The following is a 17048-nucleotide window of genomic DNA, read 5'->3' as shown; positions in this document are numbered from 1 at the left end:
CTCTCCAGCGTAGGCAAGCGCAATAGACAGGTAAAACTGAACAGTCCGAACTGGACAGGCTGGGCTGAGACTCCTTACGGTGGCGTGCATGGTCCACATCTCCGGTTCGGCCGCCCGCGCGGCACGCGAGCTGCGGGTGGTGTTCAGCCGGCTGCGGCGCCGTATCCGTGAGGTGGCGCGGGACGCCGATCTCACGCCCCCGCAGGAGTCCGCGCTCTCCCTGGTCGGCAAGCACGGCGCGGCCACGGCGAGCGCGCTCGCGGCGGCGGAGGGCGTCCGTCCGCAGTCCATGGCGGCCACGCTCGCCGCGCTGGACCAGCAGGGACTGATCCGCCGCGCGCCCGACCCGGACGACGGCCGCCGTCAGCTCGTCACCCTCACCGAGGCGGGCCGCGCCCGTGTGGAGGGCAACCGGCAACTGCGCGAGGAGTGGCTGGCCCGCGCCTTCCAGGACCGGTTCACCGAGGAGGAGCGGGAGACGGTGCTGACCGCGCTGGAGCTGCTGGAGCGGCTGTCCCGCCCCTGAACACCGGGCCCCCTGCCCCCACACCTTTTCGAAAGGCCGACGCATGTCCGTCACCACGCTCGACCCCCGTACCGCCCTCGTCGTGATCGACCTCCAGGCCGGGATCACGGCGATGCCCGTCCAGCCGCACAGCGCCGCGGACGTGGTGGCCCGCAGCGCCGAGCTGGCCGACGCCTTCCGCGCCCGTGAGCTGCCCGTGGTGCTGGTCCGGGTCTCCTTCGCCGCCGACGGCGCGGACGCGGTGCCCGGCCGCACCGAGCGCCAGGCGCGCGGCCTGTCCTTCCCCGAGGGCTGGGACGTCATCGTGGAGGAGCTGACCGGGCACGCCGGGGACGTCCTGGTCACCAAGCACAACTGGAGCGCCCTGTTCGGCACCGACCTGGAGGTGCAGCTCCGCCGCCGGGGCGTCACGCAGATCGTGCTCACCGGCATCGCCACCAGCATCGGCGTGGAGTCCACCGCCCGTGACGCGTACGCGGCCGGGTACAACGTCACCCTGGCCACCGACGCCATGGCGGACGCCGACGCCGAGGCGCACACCAACAGCGTCGAGCGGATCTTCCCCCGCCTCGGGGAGAGCGGTACGACGGCGGAGATCCTCGAACTGCTGGCCAAGACCCACGCCTGAGCACGCCGGGACGGCCCGGCACCCGCGCGGGTGCCGGGCCCTTGCGTTGCCGCCGTCCGGTCAGTCCCCGGCGGCCGCCGCCCGTTCCACCTCGGCCTCGACCTCGGCGCGGGCCCGTCCGGTGTCGCGGGCGTACTCGCTGAGCGCGGTCTGCACATCGCGGGCCAGGTCGCGCCAGGCGCGCAGGGCCGTCTCGTACGTGCCGGACTGCGCGCCGGTCATCGCCCGCTCGGCCGGGGGCCCGTAGGTGTCCCGCAGCTCGTCGACCATGGCGTGTGCCGCGGCCGCCGCGCGCTGCTTCTGGACCAGTTCTTCGAAGGTGTGTGCCACACCAACCGACCCTAGGCACGCCGGGCGAACCCGCCACTCGGGGCCGCCGTCCGCGCCGTCCGCCGGGGCCCTTCTTCGGGCGTCGTCGCCCGGCTCGTCAAGGTCTCTCATCCCCCACCCGTCCCTCACACCTCGTCCGTCACCAGCTCCGCCCACACCTGCTTGCCGCCGCTGACCGGGACGGTGCCCCAGGCGTGCGAGACCGCCTCGACCAGCAGGATGCCCCGGCCGCCGGTGGCCTCCCAGCCGACACTGGTCGGCTTGAGGGGTCCGCGCGGCGAGGAGTCGGTGACCGCGATGCGCAGCCGGTGGCCCACCAGGCTCAGGTCGAGCCGCACCTGCCCCTCGGTGTGCACGAGGGCGTTGGTGACCAGCTCGGACACGACGAGCAGCGCGGTGTCGGCGGTGTCCCTCGGCAGCTCCCAGGCGCGCAGGGTGCGGCGGACGAAGCGCCGGGCGTGCCGTACCGCCTCCGGGACCCGCCACACGCTCCAGCTCTCGCGGCGCGGGCGTACGGCCATGCCGTCGTAGCGGACCAGCAGCAGCGCCACGTCGTCGCCCCGGTGGGCGCCCGCGAGCAGGGCGTCGGCGGTCTGGCCGAGGTGGGCGGGGTCGGCGGCGGCGAGGTCGCGGGCGAGCCGCTCCATGCCGGCGTCGAGATCGGTGCCGGACGACTCGACCAGGCCGTCGGTGGTGAGCGCGAGGACCGTGCCGGGCTTGAGTTTCAGCGGGGTCATCGGGTACTCCGCCCGGGTGAGCACCCCGAGCGGCGGTCCGCCCTCGACCTCGACGGTCTCGGTGCTGCCGTCCGGGTGGCGCAGCACCGGTTGCGGGTGCCCGGCGCGTGCGCAGAGGGCGGTGCCCTGTTCCATGTCGATGTCGACGTAGACGCAGGTGGCGAAGAGGTCGGTCTCCATGTCGAGGAGCAGCCGGTTGGCGTGGGCGACGACCACGTCGGGCGGGTGGCCCTCGGCGGCGTAGGCGCGCAGGGCGGTGCGCATCTGGCCCATCAGGGTGGCGGCGCCCGCGTTGTGGCCCTGGACGTCGCCGATGACGAAGGCCACGTGGTTGTCGGCGAGCGGGATCACGTCGTACCAGTCGCCGCCGACCTCCAGGCCCTCGGTGGCGGGGAGGTAGCGGGCGACGGCCTCGGCGCCGGGCAGCAGGGGCAGCCGGTGGGGCAGCAGGGTGCGCTGGAGCATGCCGACGAGTTCGTGCTCGGCGTCGAAGGCGTGGGCACGCCGGAGGGCCTGGCCGGCGAGGGCGGCGCAGGCGGTGAGCAGGGCGCGTTCGTCGGGGGCGAACTCGTGCGGGCGGTCCCAGCCGATCAGGCAGGCCCCGGCCATCCGCCCGCCCGCGGGCAGCGGCAGTACCGCGAGGCCGCCGGGGCCGACTCCGGCGAGGCCGGGTTCCAGGGCGGAGCCGGCGGGCCAGATGTGGGCGCGGCCGTCGCGCAGCGCGGCGGCGAGCGCGGGCATGGCGCGTACGGGCGCGTCGGGCCACTCCCCGCGCCACTCGGCCCGCCAGAGTTCGGGCCACGCCTCGGGTTCGGGCGGGTCGAGGACGGTGACGACGAGGCGGTCGTTCTCCAGTTCGGCCAGGGCGATACGGTCGGCGCGCAGCGGCTTGCGCAGGGCGTCGACGACGGCGTGCCCCACGTCCTTGACGGTGCCCGCGGTGGCGAGGTCGGCGGCGAGGCGCTGGACGCGGGCCACGTCGGTGACGTCGGAGCGGAGTTTGGTGGCGTCCGCCACGGTGCCGACGAGCCGGGCGGGCCTGCCCTCCCCGCCGGGCAGCGGCCGCCCGCGCAGCCGGAGCCAGCGGGGCACCCCGGAGGGCTGGCGGACGCGGAACTCCAGTTCGCGCTCGTCCAGGGACATGTGGTCGGGCTCCACCACCGACATCAGCGCGGGCAGGTCCTCGGGGACCGTGAGACCGAGCAGCGTCTCCACCTTGCCGTCGAAGTCGTCGCGCCCTATGCCGAAGAGCCGCAGGATCTCGTCGCCGACCTCCACCCGGCCGGTGTCCATGGCGAGGCTGAAGGCGTCGGCGGCCGGTTCGTGGGGGTCGGCCGGGCCGGGCTCGGGGACGGTGACGGCGCGGGCGATCAGCTCCAGCGCGGCCCGCTCCCCGGCGTCGAACCCCTCGGGCCGCTCCGCGACCGCCAGCAGCGAGCCGCCGCCCGGCCCGGCGAGCGGCAGGACGGCGAGGGAGAAGTCGGGTGCGGGGGTACGGCGGCCCTCGGCGCGGCCGGCGACTTCGTCGGGGCCGAGCCAGAGGGGGCGCCCGGAGCGGTGCACCTCGGCGACCGGGGTGCCGCCGTCGGCGGGGTAGCCCTCGCGCAGGCCGTACAGCGAGCCGGGCAGTCCGACGGACTCGGCCAGGCACAGCACGGCGGGGTCGTCACCGGGGGCGTACACGGCGGCGAAGGAGGCGCCGGCGAGGACGAGGGCCTGTTCCAGGACGCGGCGGAGCCGGTCGGAGGAGGCGGGCGCGGCCATGAGTGTGGCGAGGACGTGCTCGGCACGCCCGGCTCCCGTCCTGCGCACCGCAGCACCCTCGCTCGCCACGTTGGCCATTACAGCGCGTGCGGGCGCGCGGCGCAGCCCCTGTGCACCGACCGCGCGCGGTTTTTCCCTACCGCGCGATCGGCCCGAAAGCCTCCCGGGTGCGCGTATCGGCCTTTTCCGTCGCCCGGCATGAGCGGTGTCGGGGCGGGGTACTCGGCGTATCCCCAGAAGTGGGACTCGTCCGCAGGCCGGGGCGCGAGGGCCGTACGAGGAGGTGGTCGGCGTGTCCGACACGCCGGACTCCGCGCGGGAACCCCCGGGGCCCGGGCGGCCGCTGCTCTCGGTCGCCCTGGCGACGATGATGGAGGACGTGGGCGCGCACTCGGGCGCGGTCTACCTGCTGCGGCCGGACGTGCCGGTGCTGGAGATGGCGGTGATGGCGGGCCTGCCCAGGGCGTTCGCCGCGCCCTGGGAACGGGTCGGGGTGAGCGCCCCGATCCCGGTCGCGCAGGCCGTGCGGCAGCGGCGCCCGGTGTGGGTCGGCGGCGGCGAGGAGATGGCGCGCCGCTTCCCGCGCATCGCGGTGGTGCTGCCGTACCCCTTCGCGCTGGCGGCGCTGCCGCTGGCGACGGACGACGCGGTGCTCGGCTCGGTGTTCGTGACCTGGCCGGCGGGGCACGGTCCGGAGCTGACCGAGCGGGAGCGGACGCTGCTCGCGGCGGGGTGCGAGCGGCTGACCCGGCTGCTGGCGCGGGCGTCGGCCGAGAACCAGCCGCTGGGCCCCGAGCACGATCTGGTGACGACGCCGGACGCGGCCGTGGCGGACACGCCGGGTCCGGTGGAGGCGGCCCGGATGGTGGCCCGGCTGCCGTACGGGCTGGTGTCGCTCGACCTGCACGGCCGGATCGGCCATGTCAACGCGGCCGCCGCCGAGCTCCTCGGCCGTCCCCCCGCCGAACTGCTGGGCACGCTGCCCTGGGTGTCGGTGCCGTGGCTCAACGACCCGCTGTACGAGGACCGTTACCGGGCCGCGCTGATCAGCCGCCGTCCGACCTCGTTCGTGGCGCTGCGGCCGCCCGGCCACTGGCTGTCCTTCCGGCTCTATCCGGGCAGCACCGGGGTGAGCGCGCGCATCACCCGGGTGCGGGCGCTCACCGAGCGCACCGGTGTACCGGCCGGGGCGCGGCCGCACCGGCTGGTGACGATCTCGCGGCTGCTGAGCCTGACGGGGGCGCTGACCGAGGCGGTGGCGGTGGACGATCTGGTCCAACTGGTGGCGGACGAGGTGGGTCCGGCGGTCGGCAGTCATGCGCTGATGTTGCTCGCCGCCGAGGAGGGGCGGATGCGGGTGCTCGGGCACCGCGGCTATCGGGACGAGCGGGTGGCAGGTTGGTTCGACGGGATACCGCTGAGCGAACGGACCCCGGGAACCCAGGCGTTGAGCAGTGGAGTACCCGCGTTCTTCGAGTCGCTGGAGCAGTTGGAACGGCTGTACCCCGTGCGCCGCGAGTCCCGTGACGGCTTCGCGGCCTGGGCCTTCCTGCCGCTGGTCGCCTCCGGGCGCCCGGTGGGGACGTGCGTCCTGGCGTACGCGGAGCCGCACTCCTTCCCCACCGAGGAGCGGGCGGTGCTGACCAGCCTCGGCGGGCTGATCGCCCAGGCGCTGGAGCGGACGATGCTGTACGACGCCAAGCACCGCCTCGCGCACGGGCTCCAGGAGGCGCTGTTGCCGCACTCGCTGTCCCCGCCGCCCGGCATCGAGGCGGCCGCGCGCTATCTCCCGGCGACGCGGGGCATGGACATCGGCGGAGACTTCTACGACCTGGTGCCGACCCGGCCGCAGGCGTCCGCCGTGATCGGCGACGTCCAGGGGCACAACGTGAAGGCGGCGGCGCTGATGGGTCAGATCCGTACCGGCGTGCGCGCGTACAGCGCGGTGGGGCAGGCGCCGGGCGAGGTGATGGACAGCATCAACCGGCTCCTGATCGACCTGGGCACCGAGTTGTTCGCCAGTTGCCTCTACCTCCGCCTCGACCCCGCGCACGGCCGGGCCGTCATGGCGCGGGCGGGTCATCCGCCGCCGCTGCTCCGGCGTCCGGACGGGCGGGTACGGGTGCTGGACCTGGCCGGGGGCCCGCTGCTCGGCATCGACTCGGAGGCGGCGTACCCGACGACGGAGGTGACGCTGGCGCCGGGCTCGGTGCTCGCCCTTTATACGGACGGCCTGGTGGAGTCGCCCGGTGTGGACATCGAGGAGGCGCTGATCGACCTGGGCGCGCTGTTCTCCGAGGTGGGTGACGGTCCGCTGGAGGAGCTGGCGGACGCGCTGGTCCGGCACGGGACGGCGGGCCGGGACCGGGTGGACGACGTGGCGGTGCTGTTGCTGCGGGCGCGGGACGGAACGTGAGCGCCCGGCGCGCGGCGGGTCCGGCCCCTCCGCCGAAGGGCCGGACCCGCCGGGTCGGTTGAAGGAGGTTCAGCCGCGCCGGCCACCGCGGTGGTGCTCGGTGCCCGTCTCCTGGGCGGCACCGGTGTCGTCACCCGCGCCGGCCTGGTCGTCGGCACCCGCACCGGCGCCGGCCTGGTCGTCGGCGGGGCCGCCGATCTGGTCGCCGCCCGCCTGGTCACCGCCACCGGCCTGGTCGCCCGCACCGGCCTGGTCTCCGGCGCCCGCCTGGTCGCCCGCGCCCGCCTGGTCGTCACCGGCACCGGCACCCGCGCCCGCGCCTCCGTCGCCGAGGGTCGCGCCCGTGGCCGCGAGGGCGGCGGTGACCGGCTGGAAGAAGGTCTCGCCGCCGCTGGTGCAGTCGCCGCTGCCGCCGGAGGTCAGGCCGATCGCCGCGCCCTCCTGCGTGAACAGCGAGCCGCCGCTGTCGCCGGGCTCGGCGCACACATCGGTCTGGATGAGCCCGGTGACGGTGTCGACGCCGTTGGGGTCGGTCTCGCTCTGGAAGTTCACGGTGGCGTCGAGGCCGGTGACCTGCCCGTTGCGCAGCCCGGTGGTGGAGCCCATACGGAACACGGTGGAGCCGACGGTGGCCTCCGCGGCCTGGGTGATCGCCACGATCTGGCCGTTGCCCGCGTTGACCTCGCTGGGCGCCTGGGTCGCCGGGTCGTCGTACTTGACGAGGGAGAAGTCGCCCTCACCGGGGAAGGTGGCCTGGTCGACGGTGGCGATGGGCTGCCCGGTCTGGGAGTCGGACCACTCCTTGGCCGCGACCCCGCAGTGACCGGCGGTCAGGAAGGCGGGGCTGCCGTCGGAGGCGGTGACGTTGAAGCCGAGGGAGCAGCGGACGCCGCCGCCCTGCGCCTGGGAGAAGATCGCGTCGCCGCCGGAGACGAAGGTCTTGAAGGTGCCGCCGGTCTTCTTCAGCGTGGCCGTGCCGGAGCCGAGACCGTCGACGGTGGACTCCAGCCGGTCCCACTTGGCGCCGGTCACCGTGGAGTCGGCGCTGACGATCACCTTGTTGGTGCGCGGGTCGACGGCCCAGGCGGTACCGGGGATGGCGGCCTTGGTCCGCAGGGTCTTCGCGGCGGACTGGAGGTCGGCGGTGCTGTTCTCCACCTGCCGTACGACGGCGCCCGCACTCTTCGCACGTGCGACGGCGGCACCGTCACCGACCGCGTTGACGACGAGCTGCCGCTTGGCGCTGTCGTAGTAGGCGCCGGCGAACTGGCCGCCGAGGGACTGCTTCAACCGGGCGGCGAGCGTGGTCGCGTCGGTGGCCTTGAGGGTCCTCGCGGTGCCCGCCGCCGCCGTGTCCTTGTCCTGGGACGCGTTGGCGTTGGGCAGCAGCAGGGCCGCCGCTCCGAGCGCCGCGACACCGCCGACCGCTATCGCGGCCTTCCTCTTGGGCATGCGCTTGTGACTCAACTTCTCGACCTCCTGGGTGCGGGGGTCTGCCGCTGTCGGGCAGTTCGTAGGGGGTGCCGGCTGGCCACAGGTACGGGCGGCCCGCCCGGTGCGTTCAATCCCGATTGCCAACTTCGTTGCGCGGGTGGGGAATCAGCCACGACGGCACCCCTCCTGACGCGCCGCCAACTCGCTCACCGCGCGTCACGGCCGAGTCGCCCTGCGTCCAACACCGGGAGCGGAATCCCCGCTTCAGGGAATCTGCACATCCCGCACCCAGGCAGGGCACGGACCGCGGGGTCCGCGCACCGGCGCGCATGTCCCGGACACGCCTTTGGAGAGGTGTGCCGGATTCGCGTTACCGCCGGTAGTGGAGACGGCGCGTCGAATGCGCGTGGAATGTGAAGGAGAACCACTCACAGCGTGCGCGCCTCTGCACGAATGAACCCCACCCTGCACCGAACTCGCTGGTGAGAGCCCTGAGCAAGTGGATGCGGGCGTGACGGGCGTGCTTTGATCCATCGCATCGCAGGAACCGCCCCACGGCTGCCGGAGACGGCGGCCGGAAGGTCTGGAACTCCTCGCGGTCGCGGCCGTCATCTGTCCCCAGAGGGGGCCGCTCCCCCCTTGTGAAGACCCATACGAAGGGAAGTTCCATCATGAACTCCACCCCCCGTGTCGAGACCGTCGAGATCTCGGACGCCGAGCTGGACAACGTTTCCGGCGGCCTGTCCGTGAACGCCCTCTCCACCGTGACCGGCGCCGTCAACGGCATCGCCCCGGTTTCCGGCCTGGTGGACACCGCCGTCGGCACCGTCGAGGGTGTCACCGGCCTCAACACGGCCCCGGTCACCGGCCTGGTCGCCGGTCTCTGACCGCACCTCGGTGTCACCGAGAGTCCCGGACCCCCTCGCGGGTCCGGGACTCTCGGGCGTCCCGAAACATTTCCGTGCCGTCGTCTCTCCTCGGGTGAGGGAAGTTCCGTGCAGTTCCGCCAACAGGCCCTCGCCAAGCTCCAGTCGCCGGAGGATCTCGACCTCCCGGTGCGGCTGGCACGCCCGCAGGGATGGCTCGTGCTGGGCATCACCGTCGTCGTGATGGCGGCCGCCTCGGTGTGGGCGGTGACCGGTTCGGTCGCCTCCACCGTGAGCGCCCCGGCCATCCTCAACCACGGCCAGGGCAGTTACGTCCTCCAGAGCCCCGTGGCCGGGCAGGTCACCGGTGTGCTCGCCCGGCAGGGGCAGCGGCTGCCCGCGAACGCCCCCGTGCTCAAGGTCCGTACCGCGCAAGGCGATTCGGTGATCCGTACCGTCGCCGCGGGCCGGATCACCGCGCTGGCCGCGACCATCGGGCAGATCGTGCAGACCGGCGCCGATGTGGCCGCCGTGGAGAAGATCGCGCACGACTCCGACCCGCTGTACGCGACGGTGTACGTGCCCGCCGAGAACGCGGCCTCGATCCCCGCGCACGCCACGGTCGACCTGACCGTGTCCTCCGTACCGGCCGAGCGCTACGGCGTGCTGCGCGGCAGGGTGAAGTCGGTGGACCGCACGGCGCAGACCCCGCAGTCGATCGGGGCGTTCCTCGGCGACAGCCAGCTCGGCAAGCAGTTCACCAGCAAGGGCCGCCCGGTCGCCGTCCTCGTCACGCTCGACAAGTCGTCCTCCGCGAAGAGCGGTTACCGCTGGTCGTCGGCCGGCGGGCCGCCGTTCGCGCTCGACTCCATGACCCTGGCCTCCGGCGCGGTCCATCTGAGCGACCAGCGCCCGATCGATTGGCTGCTCCCGTGACCGCCCCGACCGAGACCGCGCAGGAGAACCGCGGCCGCAGACGGGCCGCTCCGCCCCGCCGCCCGGTGCCCAGGCCCCGTGGCGGCACGGTCCGTACGCCCACCGTGCTCCAGATGGAGGCCGTCGAGTGCGGCGCCGCCTCCCTCGCCATGGTGCTCGGCCACTACGGCCGCCATGTCCCGCTGGAGGAGCTCCGCATCGCCTGCGGTGTCTCCCGCGACGGCTCGCGCGCGAGCAACCTGCTGAAAGCGGCCCGGAGTTACGGACTGACCGCCAAGGGCATGCAGATGGACCTCGCGGCGCTCGCCGAGGTGCGCGCCCCGGCCATCCTGTTCTGGGAGTTCAACCACTACGTCGTCTACGACGGCATGGGCCGCCGCTTCGGCCGGCGCGGGGTGTACATCAACGACCCCGCCAAGGGCCGCCGGTTCGTGCCCATGGAGGAGTTCGACGGCAGCTTCACCGGTGTGGTGCTGGTCCTGGAGCCCGGCGACGGCTTCACCAAGGGGGGCCGCAAGCCCGGTGTGCTCGGCGCGATGCCCGCCCGGCTGCGCGGCACGGCGGGCACCCTGCCCGCGGCGGTGCTGGCGAGCCTGCTGCTGGTCGCGGTGGGCGCGGCGGTGCCCGCCCTGAGCCGTACCTATATCGACATGTTCCTGATCGGCGGCCAGACCTCGCTGCTCGGCGTGCTGTTCGCGTCGATGGCGACCTGTGTGGCGCTGACCCTGGTGCTGACCTGGCTCCAGCAGGCCAACCTGCTGCACGGCCGGATCATCTCCTCCACCCTGTCCAGCGCCCGCTTCCTGCGCCATCTGCTGCGGCTGCCGGTCACCTTCTTCTCCCAGCGCTCCCCCGCCGACCTGGTGCAGCGCCTGCAGTCCAACGACCAGGTCGCCGAGACCCTGGCCCGCGACCTCGCGGCGGCGGGCGTGGACGCGATCGTGGTCGTGCTGTACGCGGTGCTGCTGTACACCTACGACCCGCAGCTCACCTTCGTCGGTATCGGTGTGGCGCTGCTGAACATCGTGGCGATGCGGCTGGTGATCCGGCTGCGCGCCACCCGTACCGCGAAGCTGCGGGCGGACACCGCGCGGCTGACGAACACCTCGTACACCGGGCTCCAGCTCATCGAGACGATGAAGGCGACCGGCGGGGAGGACGGGTACTTCCGCAAGTGGGCCGGGCAGCACGCGGCGACGCTGGAGGAGCAGCAGAAGCTGGGGGTGCCGAGCGCCTGGCTGGGCGTGGTCGCGCCGACGCTGGCCACCTTCAACAGCGCGCTGATCCTGTGGATCGGCGGCCTCAGGGCGGTCGAGGGGCACATCTCGGTCGGCCTGCTGGTGGCGTTCCAGGCGCTGGTGGCCCGCTTCACCGCGCCGCTCACCCGGCTCAACGGCGTGGCGGGCCGCATCCAGGACTTCGCGGCCGACGTGGCCCGGCTGAAGGACGTGGAGAACTTCCAGGCCGACCCGCTGTACGCGCGTCCCGGCGGCGCCGATTCCACCCGCAGGCTGCGCGGGCACGTCGAGCTGGAGGGCGTCACCTTCGGCTACAGCCCGCTGGACAAGCCGCTGCTGACCGGCTTCGACCTCACGGTGGGGCCGGGTCAGCAGGTGGCCCTGGTGGGCGGTTCGGGCAGCGGCAAGTCGACGGTGTCCCGGCTGATCTCGGGCCTGTACACGCCGTGGGAGGGCGTGATCCGGATCGACGACCGCAGGCTGGAGGACATCCCGCGCGGCGCGCTCGCCGCCTCGGTGTCCTTCGTCGACCAAGACGTGTTCCTCTTCGAGGGCTCGGTCCGCGACAACGTGGCGCTGTGGGACCCCTCGATCCCGGACGAGGCGGTGGAGGAGGCGCTGCGGGACGCGGCGCTGTACGACGTGGTGGCCCGCCGGCCGGGCGGAGTGCACAGCAAGGTCGAGCAGGACGGCCGCAACTTCTCCGGCGGCCAGCGCCAGCGGCTGGAGATCGCGCGGGCGCTGGTGCGCCGCCCCAGCATCCTGGTGCTGGACGAGGTGACCAGCGCGCTGGACGCGGAGACGGAGCTGACGGTGATGGACAACCTGCGCCGCCGCGGCTGCGCCTGTGTGGTGATCGCCCACCGGCTGTCCACGGTCCGCGACAGCGACGAGATCGTGGTGCTCCAGCACGGCACGGTCGTGGAGCGGGGCAGGCACGAGGAGCTGGTGGCGCGCGGTGGCGCGTACGCGGCGCTGGTCAGGGAGCGGTGAGATGACGTCCACGCACGACAGTGATCTGGTGCTGGGCGCCCTCGGCTCGCTGGGTACGCGGGTCGACTGCGCCGGGCTGAACCGGCTGGATCTCGAGGGACCCCAGGTGCTCTGGCTGGTGGCGGCCGGCGCGCTCGACCTGTTCGCGGTGGACGCCGCCGAGCAGGGCCACTGGCACCACCTGGGCCGGGTGGAGGCGGGCGCGCTGCTGCTCGGCCCGGTCGCCGGGCCCCAGCACACGCTGGTGGCCCGCCCGGTGCGGGACTGTGTGGTGCACCGGGTGAACCTGCGCGAGCTGTACCAGGGCGCGCACACCGAGACCTGGTCCTACGACGAGTACGGCAACCCGCAGTACGTCCCGCCCGCCACCAGCCCGCTGGAGTACGCCCTCGCGCTCGGCGTCGGCCGGGGCCTGTCGGTGCTGTTCCAGGCGCCGCTCACCGAGGACCGGTCGGTGGCGCCGTCGGACGACGACGTGTTCTGGATGCAGGTGCCGCCGGGCAGCGCGCAGTACGGCTCGGTGTACGGGGCGGAGGCGGCGGCCGACCTGCTGATGGACCCGGCGCTGTGGCAGAGCCTGGTCGACCAGCAGTACCGGCTGCTGACCGCGCTGGACCGCTGGATCGAGCAACTAGAGCGCACCCACGAGACGCGGGCGGCGGCCGGCATCAAGGCCGGTGAGGCGGTACGCGCCCAGGCCGACCAGACGTTGCTCGCCTCCATCGGCAAGCGCTCGCGGCAGCGGACCACCGCGGCCGACGCGGACGCCGGGTACGCGGCCTGCAAGCTGGTCGCGCAGGCGGCCGGGATCACGCTGGCCGACCCGGCGCGCGGGATCGGCGAGAGCGAGCGGCTGGACCCGGTGGAGCGGGTGGCGCTGGCCTCACGGGTCCGGGTCCGGGCGGTACGGCTGGAAGGCCGCTGGTGGCGGGAGAACGTGGGCCCGCTGGTCGGTCACCGGGCGTTGTCCGGGGCGCCGGTGGCGCTGCTGTGGCGGCGCGGCGGCTACGTGGCCGTCCAGCCGGCGAACGGCCGGGAGACGCCGGTGGAGAAGGCGAACGCGGAGGAGTTCGAGCCGCGCGCGGTGATGTTCTACCGGCCGCTGCCCGAGAAGCGGCTCGGCCCGCTGGGCCTGCTCCGGTTCAGCCTGGGCGGCACCCGGAACGACCTGCTGAACCTTCTGCTCGCGGGCCTGGTCACGGTGGCGATCGGCGCGCTGGTGCCGATCGCCACCGGCAAGGTGCTCGGCGAGTACGTGCCGCAGGCGCGGGAGAACCTGATCGCTCAGGTCTGTCTCGCGGTGATGCTCAGCGGGGTGGTGTCGGCGGCGTTCACGCTGCTGGAGAACCTCACCATCCTGCGGCTGGAGGGGCGGATCGAGGGATCGCTGCAACCGGCGGTCTGGGACCGGCTGTTGCGGCTGCCGACCCGGTTCTTCAGCGGGCGGTCCACCGGTGAGCTGGCGAGTGCCGCGATGGGCATCAGCTCGATCCGGCGGCTGCTGGCGGGCGTCGGCCCGGTGGTGGCGCAGTCGGTGACGGTCGGCGCGATGAACGTCGGCCTCCTCCTCTACTACAGCGTGCCGATGGCGATGGCCGCGATCGCGATGCTGCTGGTGATCGGCGCCGTCTTCACGGGGCTCGGGCTGTGGCAGGTGCGCTGGCAGCGGCGCCTGGTGACCCTCGGCAACAAGCTGAACAACCAGGCGTTCCAGACCCTGCGCGGCCTGCCCAAGCTGCGGGTGGCGTCGGCGGAGAACTACGCCTACGCCGCCTGGGCCGGTGAGTTCGCGCGCAGCCGGGAGCTCCAGCAGAAGGTCGGCCGGATCAAGAACCTCAGCTCGGTGCTGGGCGCGGTCTATCTGCCGGTGTGCACGCTGGTGATGTTCATGCTGCTGGCGGGGCCGGCGAAGGGCTCGATGTCGGCGGCGTCGTTCCTCACCTTCAGCACGGCGGTGACGATGGTGCTGACCTCGGTCACCCAGTTGACCGGCGCCTTCGTGTCGGCGGTGGCGGCGCTGCCGCTGTTCGAGGAGCTGCGCCCGGTGCTGGACGCCACTCCGGAGGTGCGGGCGGGCAGCACCCGGCCCGGTCCGCTGACCGGCGCGCTGGAGGCCCGCCGTCTGTCGTTCCGGTACTCGGACGACGGCCCGCTGGTGCTGGACGATGTGTCCTTCGCGGTGCGGCCGGGCGAGTTCGTCGCGGTGGTCGGCCCGAGCGGCTGCGGCAAGTCGACCCTGCTGCGCCTGCTGATCGGCTTCGACAAGCCGGTCTCCGGCAGCGTGCTGTACGACGGCCAGGATCTCGGCGCGCTGGACCAGTCGGCGGTGCGGCGGCAGTGCGGGGTGGTGCTCCAGCACGCGCAGCCGTTCAACGGTTCCATCATGGACGTGGTCTGCGGCACCGAGCCGTACACGCCGGAGGAGGTCATGGCGGCGATCGAGCTTGCGGGCCTGGCGGAGGACGTGCGGCGGATGCCGATGGGGCTGCACACGATCGTGGCCGGGAGCGGTGCGGTCTCCGGTGGTCAGCGTCAACGGCTGATGATCGCGCAGGCGTTGATCCGCCGGCCGCGCATCCTCTTCTTCGACGAGGCGACCAGCGCCCTGGACAACGACACCCAGCGCACGGTCATCGAGTCCACCCGCAAGCTGAACGCGACCCGGGTCGTGATCGCCCACCGGCTGTCCACCGTGATGGACGCGGACCGGGTGGTGGTGATGGAGGACGGCAAGGTGATCCAGCAGGGCACGCCTGCGGAACTGCTCGCCGACACCGGCGGCCGGCTGCACGAGCTGGTGCGCAGGCAGATGGCGTAAGCGGGGATGTGCCGCTTCCCGGCGAGGCCCCCCACGGGCCTGGCCGGGAAGCGGCTGTGGGTCCGGAAGGCGGCGGCCCCACTCCGCCACACCCTCCCGGTACGGGATCGCCGGTCGCTCCGCCTCAGGGGCCGCACTCCCCAGTCGCGAAAACCGACCCTGCGGCACGGAGCCCGTGCGATCCCGGTCTAGAACGCGAAGACGCTGCTGTCGAGCGCGTCCTTCGCGCAAGCGTTGCCGAACGTGCGCTCGTAGGCGACCCGCTGACCCTGCCAGACACCCTGGACGGTGACGACCACGGGGTCGTAGAGCCGGGTGCAGCGCACCTCGGGGCGGACCTTCAGGGCGGTGAAGTCGCCCCCCACTCCGCGCAGTTCGGCGCAGGCGGCGGCTGCCGCGGGGTGGGTGCCGGTGGCCGTGGGCGCGCAGCTCAGGGTGACGGCGCGTTCCGGGGTGACCGTGGTCGCGCCGTCGCCGTGCCCGGTGGTGAGGACCAGTGCCGAGGGCGCGTACAGGGAGGCCGGCGCGGCTACGGCGGAACCGGTCAGGGGTCCGCAGACGGCGGCGGCGGTGAGGCCGAGGGCCGCGGCCCAGCGCGCGGTGTTCCGCATGGTGTGCATCCTTCCGCTCGATTGAGGGTGTGCCGCCCGTTGCCCGGTGGGGCGCCGCGACGGCGAGCGCCACTCTGCCGAGTCCGCAGCCGGAACACACATCCCACCCATGACTTTCAGTAACATTGCGTATTGAATCAGTGGCGCGAAGTCACGGAATTCGAACACGTCGGCCCCTCAACGCCGGGCTTTCCGAACACCCGGATCGGCCCGATGGCCGGAACTCACCGCTTGAGCAATCGGCCTGAAACATTCCGCCCGCCCGCGCCGGGGCCGCTTTCACGATCCGCCCCTGACACCTTCACGATTCCTCGCGTTCGCACGGGTTTCGCCGGGGCACGCGGGCGGGCGAACCCTCCATCGGGCGGCCGGAGGTGGACGAGACATCCTTCGGCCCGCCGTGCCGATCCGGCCGCACCGTCGGCAGGGTGTCAGTCGGGCTTGCTCAGCAGGCGGGTGACCTCCTCCCCCGTCGCCGGGGTGAGGCGCCCCTCGCACTCCAGGCCGAGGGTGCGGGCCAGCTCCGCGCCCTGGAGGTCGACCAGGGCCTCCGCGAGCTCCGCGAAGGACGCCGCCGCCGTACGGCCGCGTACGGCACCGGTCGCCACCGTGGCCGCGCCGACCAGTGCGGCGGGCCACCACCACACGGCCAGCAGCAGGTAGGCCGAACCCCAGGCCGTGAGCCGGGCGGCGGCGCTCAACGCATCGCGCGCGGTGCCGAGTTCGGCGCGGGTGCTGTCGGGGGCGAGCAGCCAGAGGTGTGGCCAGGCGGCGGTCAGGTCCAGGCGGTACGCCCGCCACACGCGCCGGTCCGGAGTGGTGACCCGGTCCCCGGTCCAAAAGGGATGGCGCGGCGCGACCAGGCCGATCTCGTTGCGCCGGACGTAGAGCGCCTCCGCCGCCGCCGCCAGGGCGTCCGCGTCGGCCGCGCCGCCCAGCCGGGCCCGGCCGGCCGCGACCAGGGCCGTACGGTAGGCGGCGTCGGCGGCCCGCCATCCGCGCGCCCGGCGTTCCGTCAGCCACCGCGTCAGCGGGCCGCGCGGACCCGTCAGCCAGACCCGCTCGACCAGCGCGCCCGCCGCCTGCACTCCGGTGCCCGTCAGCGCGGCCCCGGCCAGCACCGCGACCGCGCACACCACGAGCACGCCCGCGCTGTGCGCGCCCGGCGCGGCGGCGAGGGCGTCGAGGCGCTCGCCCAGCCGCCCGGTGTCCCGCCAGTGCCGCTGGCCGAGGGTGACGGCGGTGGCCAGCGCGACGAGGTACACCAGGCCGGGAACGGCCAGCAGGGCGAGCCAGCGTTCGGCCAGCTTGCCGCCGAGCGCGTTGAGGAAAGCGGTCACGGGCGCAGCCTGATCTCCCGCAGCGGCCGCCCCAGGATCAGGCACCGCGCCGGGCTCTCGGACTCCGGTGCCTCGACACGGGCGCAGCCGCCGCCCGGACACGCCAGGACGTGCAGCAGGGGGTGTCCGGCGCCGGGGAACCGCTGATAGACGGGCGGGGTGTCCGTGCGGTACGAGCCGAGGCCCGCCGTGTGGCCGGCGGCCAGCAGGAGGTCCTCCAACTCGTCGAAGGCGTCCTCCAGTTCCTCCGGCGAGCGTCCGCCACGTACCTCGGTGGTGATGTGGTCGATCAACCGGCTTCCTTCGGGGCCGAGTTCGGGTGTCCGCTCGGTCAACCGATGACAGAGGGCCGCCAGCCGTTCATGGCCCGGACCGCCGTACCCCTCGTCGTCGAGCCCGCTCATCGCCGTA

13 protein-coding genes are annotated in these 17048 nt (G+C 73.7%); 7 read left to right on the top strand and 6 right to left on the bottom strand.

Features of this window, described 5'->3' with window-relative positions; all coding sequences use genetic code 11:
* The first annotated feature begins 88 nt into the window (after window positions 1-88).
* Both ACZ3HQ_RS07650 and ACZ3HQ_RS07645 read left to right on the top strand, forming a co-directional pair.
* On the top strand, window positions 89-526 hold the full coding sequence (locus ACZ3HQ_RS07650; protein ID WP_135793273.1) for a MarR family winged helix-turn-helix transcriptional regulator: 438 nt from the start codon (window positions 89-91) through the stop codon (window positions 524-526).
* A gap of 43 nt (window positions 527-569) precedes the next feature.
* Window positions 570-1154, top strand: a complete 585-nt coding sequence (locus ACZ3HQ_RS07645) for a hydrolase (protein WP_467508783.1) — start codon at window positions 570-572, stop codon at window positions 1152-1154.
* A 60-nt stretch (window positions 1155-1214) separates the two neighbouring features.
* On the opposite strand, the gene ACZ3HQ_RS07640 is transcribed toward ACZ3HQ_RS07645, so the two are convergent.
* Together ACZ3HQ_RS07640 and ACZ3HQ_RS07635 are read right to left on the bottom strand one after the other, a co-directional pair.
* Window positions 1215-1484 carry a hypothetical protein gene (locus ACZ3HQ_RS07640; protein ID WP_161190000.1) on the bottom strand — a complete coding sequence of 90 codons (270 nt, stop codon included), beginning with the start codon at window positions 1482-1484 and terminating at the stop codon, window positions 1215-1217.
* A gap of 125 nt (window positions 1485-1609) precedes the next feature.
* Window positions 1610-4063: a SpoIIE family protein phosphatase gene (locus ACZ3HQ_RS07635; RefSeq protein WP_467508782.1), complete on the bottom strand. Its 2454-nt coding sequence runs from the start codon at window positions 4061-4063 to the stop codon at window positions 1610-1612.
* A 205-nt stretch (window positions 4064-4268) separates the two neighbouring features.
* Here ACZ3HQ_RS07635 and ACZ3HQ_RS07630 point away from each other — a divergent pair, with 205 nt between their 5' ends.
* Window positions 4269-6401 carry a SpoIIE family protein phosphatase gene (locus ACZ3HQ_RS07630; RefSeq protein WP_467508781.1) on the top strand — a complete coding sequence of 711 codons (2133 nt, stop codon included), beginning with the start codon at window positions 4269-4271 and terminating at the stop codon, window positions 6399-6401.
* 69 nt (window positions 6402-6470) lie between these two features.
* Here the strand turns inward: ACZ3HQ_RS07630 and ACZ3HQ_RS07625 are convergent, their stop codons facing one another.
* On the bottom strand, window positions 6471-7853 hold the full coding sequence (locus tag ACZ3HQ_RS07625) for a S1 family peptidase (RefSeq protein ID WP_467508780.1): 1383 nt from the start codon (window positions 7851-7853) through the stop codon (window positions 6471-6473).
* Between the two features lie 653 nt (window positions 7854-8506).
* On the opposite strand from ACZ3HQ_RS07625, the gene ACZ3HQ_RS07620 reads away from it, so the two are divergent.
* From ACZ3HQ_RS07620 to ACZ3HQ_RS07605, 4 genes are all read left to right on the top strand, one after another.
* Complete coding sequence (locus tag ACZ3HQ_RS07620) at window positions 8507-8722, top strand: hypothetical protein (RefSeq protein ID WP_030805100.1); 216 nt, start codon at window positions 8507-8509, stop codon at window positions 8720-8722.
* A 108-nt stretch (window positions 8723-8830) separates the two neighbouring features.
* Window positions 8831-9637 carry a hypothetical protein gene (locus ACZ3HQ_RS07615; protein ID WP_467508779.1) on the top strand — a complete coding sequence of 269 codons (807 nt, stop codon included), beginning with the start codon at window positions 8831-8833 and terminating at the stop codon, window positions 9635-9637.
* Window positions 9634-11868, top strand: coding sequence for an NHLP family bacteriocin export ABC transporter peptidase/permease/ATPase subunit (locus tag ACZ3HQ_RS07610; protein ID WP_467508778.1), 2235 nt, complete (start codon window positions 9634-9636; stop codon window positions 11866-11868). Before ACZ3HQ_RS07615 ends, ACZ3HQ_RS07610 begins: the two co-directional genes overlap by 4 nt.
* 1 nt (window position 11869) lies before the next feature.
* Window positions 11870-14686: an NHLP bacteriocin export ABC transporter permease/ATPase subunit gene (locus ACZ3HQ_RS07605; RefSeq protein ID WP_467508777.1), complete on the top strand. Its 2817-nt coding sequence runs from the start codon at window positions 11870-11872 to the stop codon at window positions 14684-14686.
* 188 nt (window positions 14687-14874) lie between these two features.
* Here ACZ3HQ_RS07605 and ACZ3HQ_RS07600 read toward each other — a convergent pair whose 3' ends face one another.
* The 3 genes from ACZ3HQ_RS07600 to ACZ3HQ_RS07590 form a co-directional block, all read right to left on the bottom strand.
* The gene (locus tag ACZ3HQ_RS07600; RefSeq protein ID WP_467508776.1) at window positions 14875-15297 is read right to left on the bottom strand and encodes a subtilase-type protease inhibitor; all 423 of its coding nucleotides are present in this window, start codon (window positions 15295-15297) and stop codon (window positions 14875-14877) included.
* Between the two features lie 431 nt (window positions 15298-15728).
* Window positions 15729-16637 carry a hypothetical protein gene (locus ACZ3HQ_RS07595; protein WP_467508775.1) on the bottom strand — a complete coding sequence of 303 codons (909 nt, stop codon included), beginning with the start codon at window positions 16635-16637 and terminating at the stop codon, window positions 15729-15731.
* The gene (locus ACZ3HQ_RS07590; protein WP_467508774.1) at window positions 16634-17041 is read right to left on the bottom strand and encodes a hypothetical protein; all 408 of its coding nucleotides are present in this window, start codon (window positions 17039-17041) and stop codon (window positions 16634-16636) included. Before ACZ3HQ_RS07590 ends, ACZ3HQ_RS07595 begins: the two co-directional genes overlap by 4 nt.
* Window positions 17042-17048 lie beyond the last annotated feature (7 nt).

The sequence above is a fragment of the Streptomyces sp. NPDC018263 genome, assembly GCF_055562575.1.
Note: the sequence above shows the minus strand (reverse complement) of the source record. Positions and strands in the feature narration are given on the sequence as shown.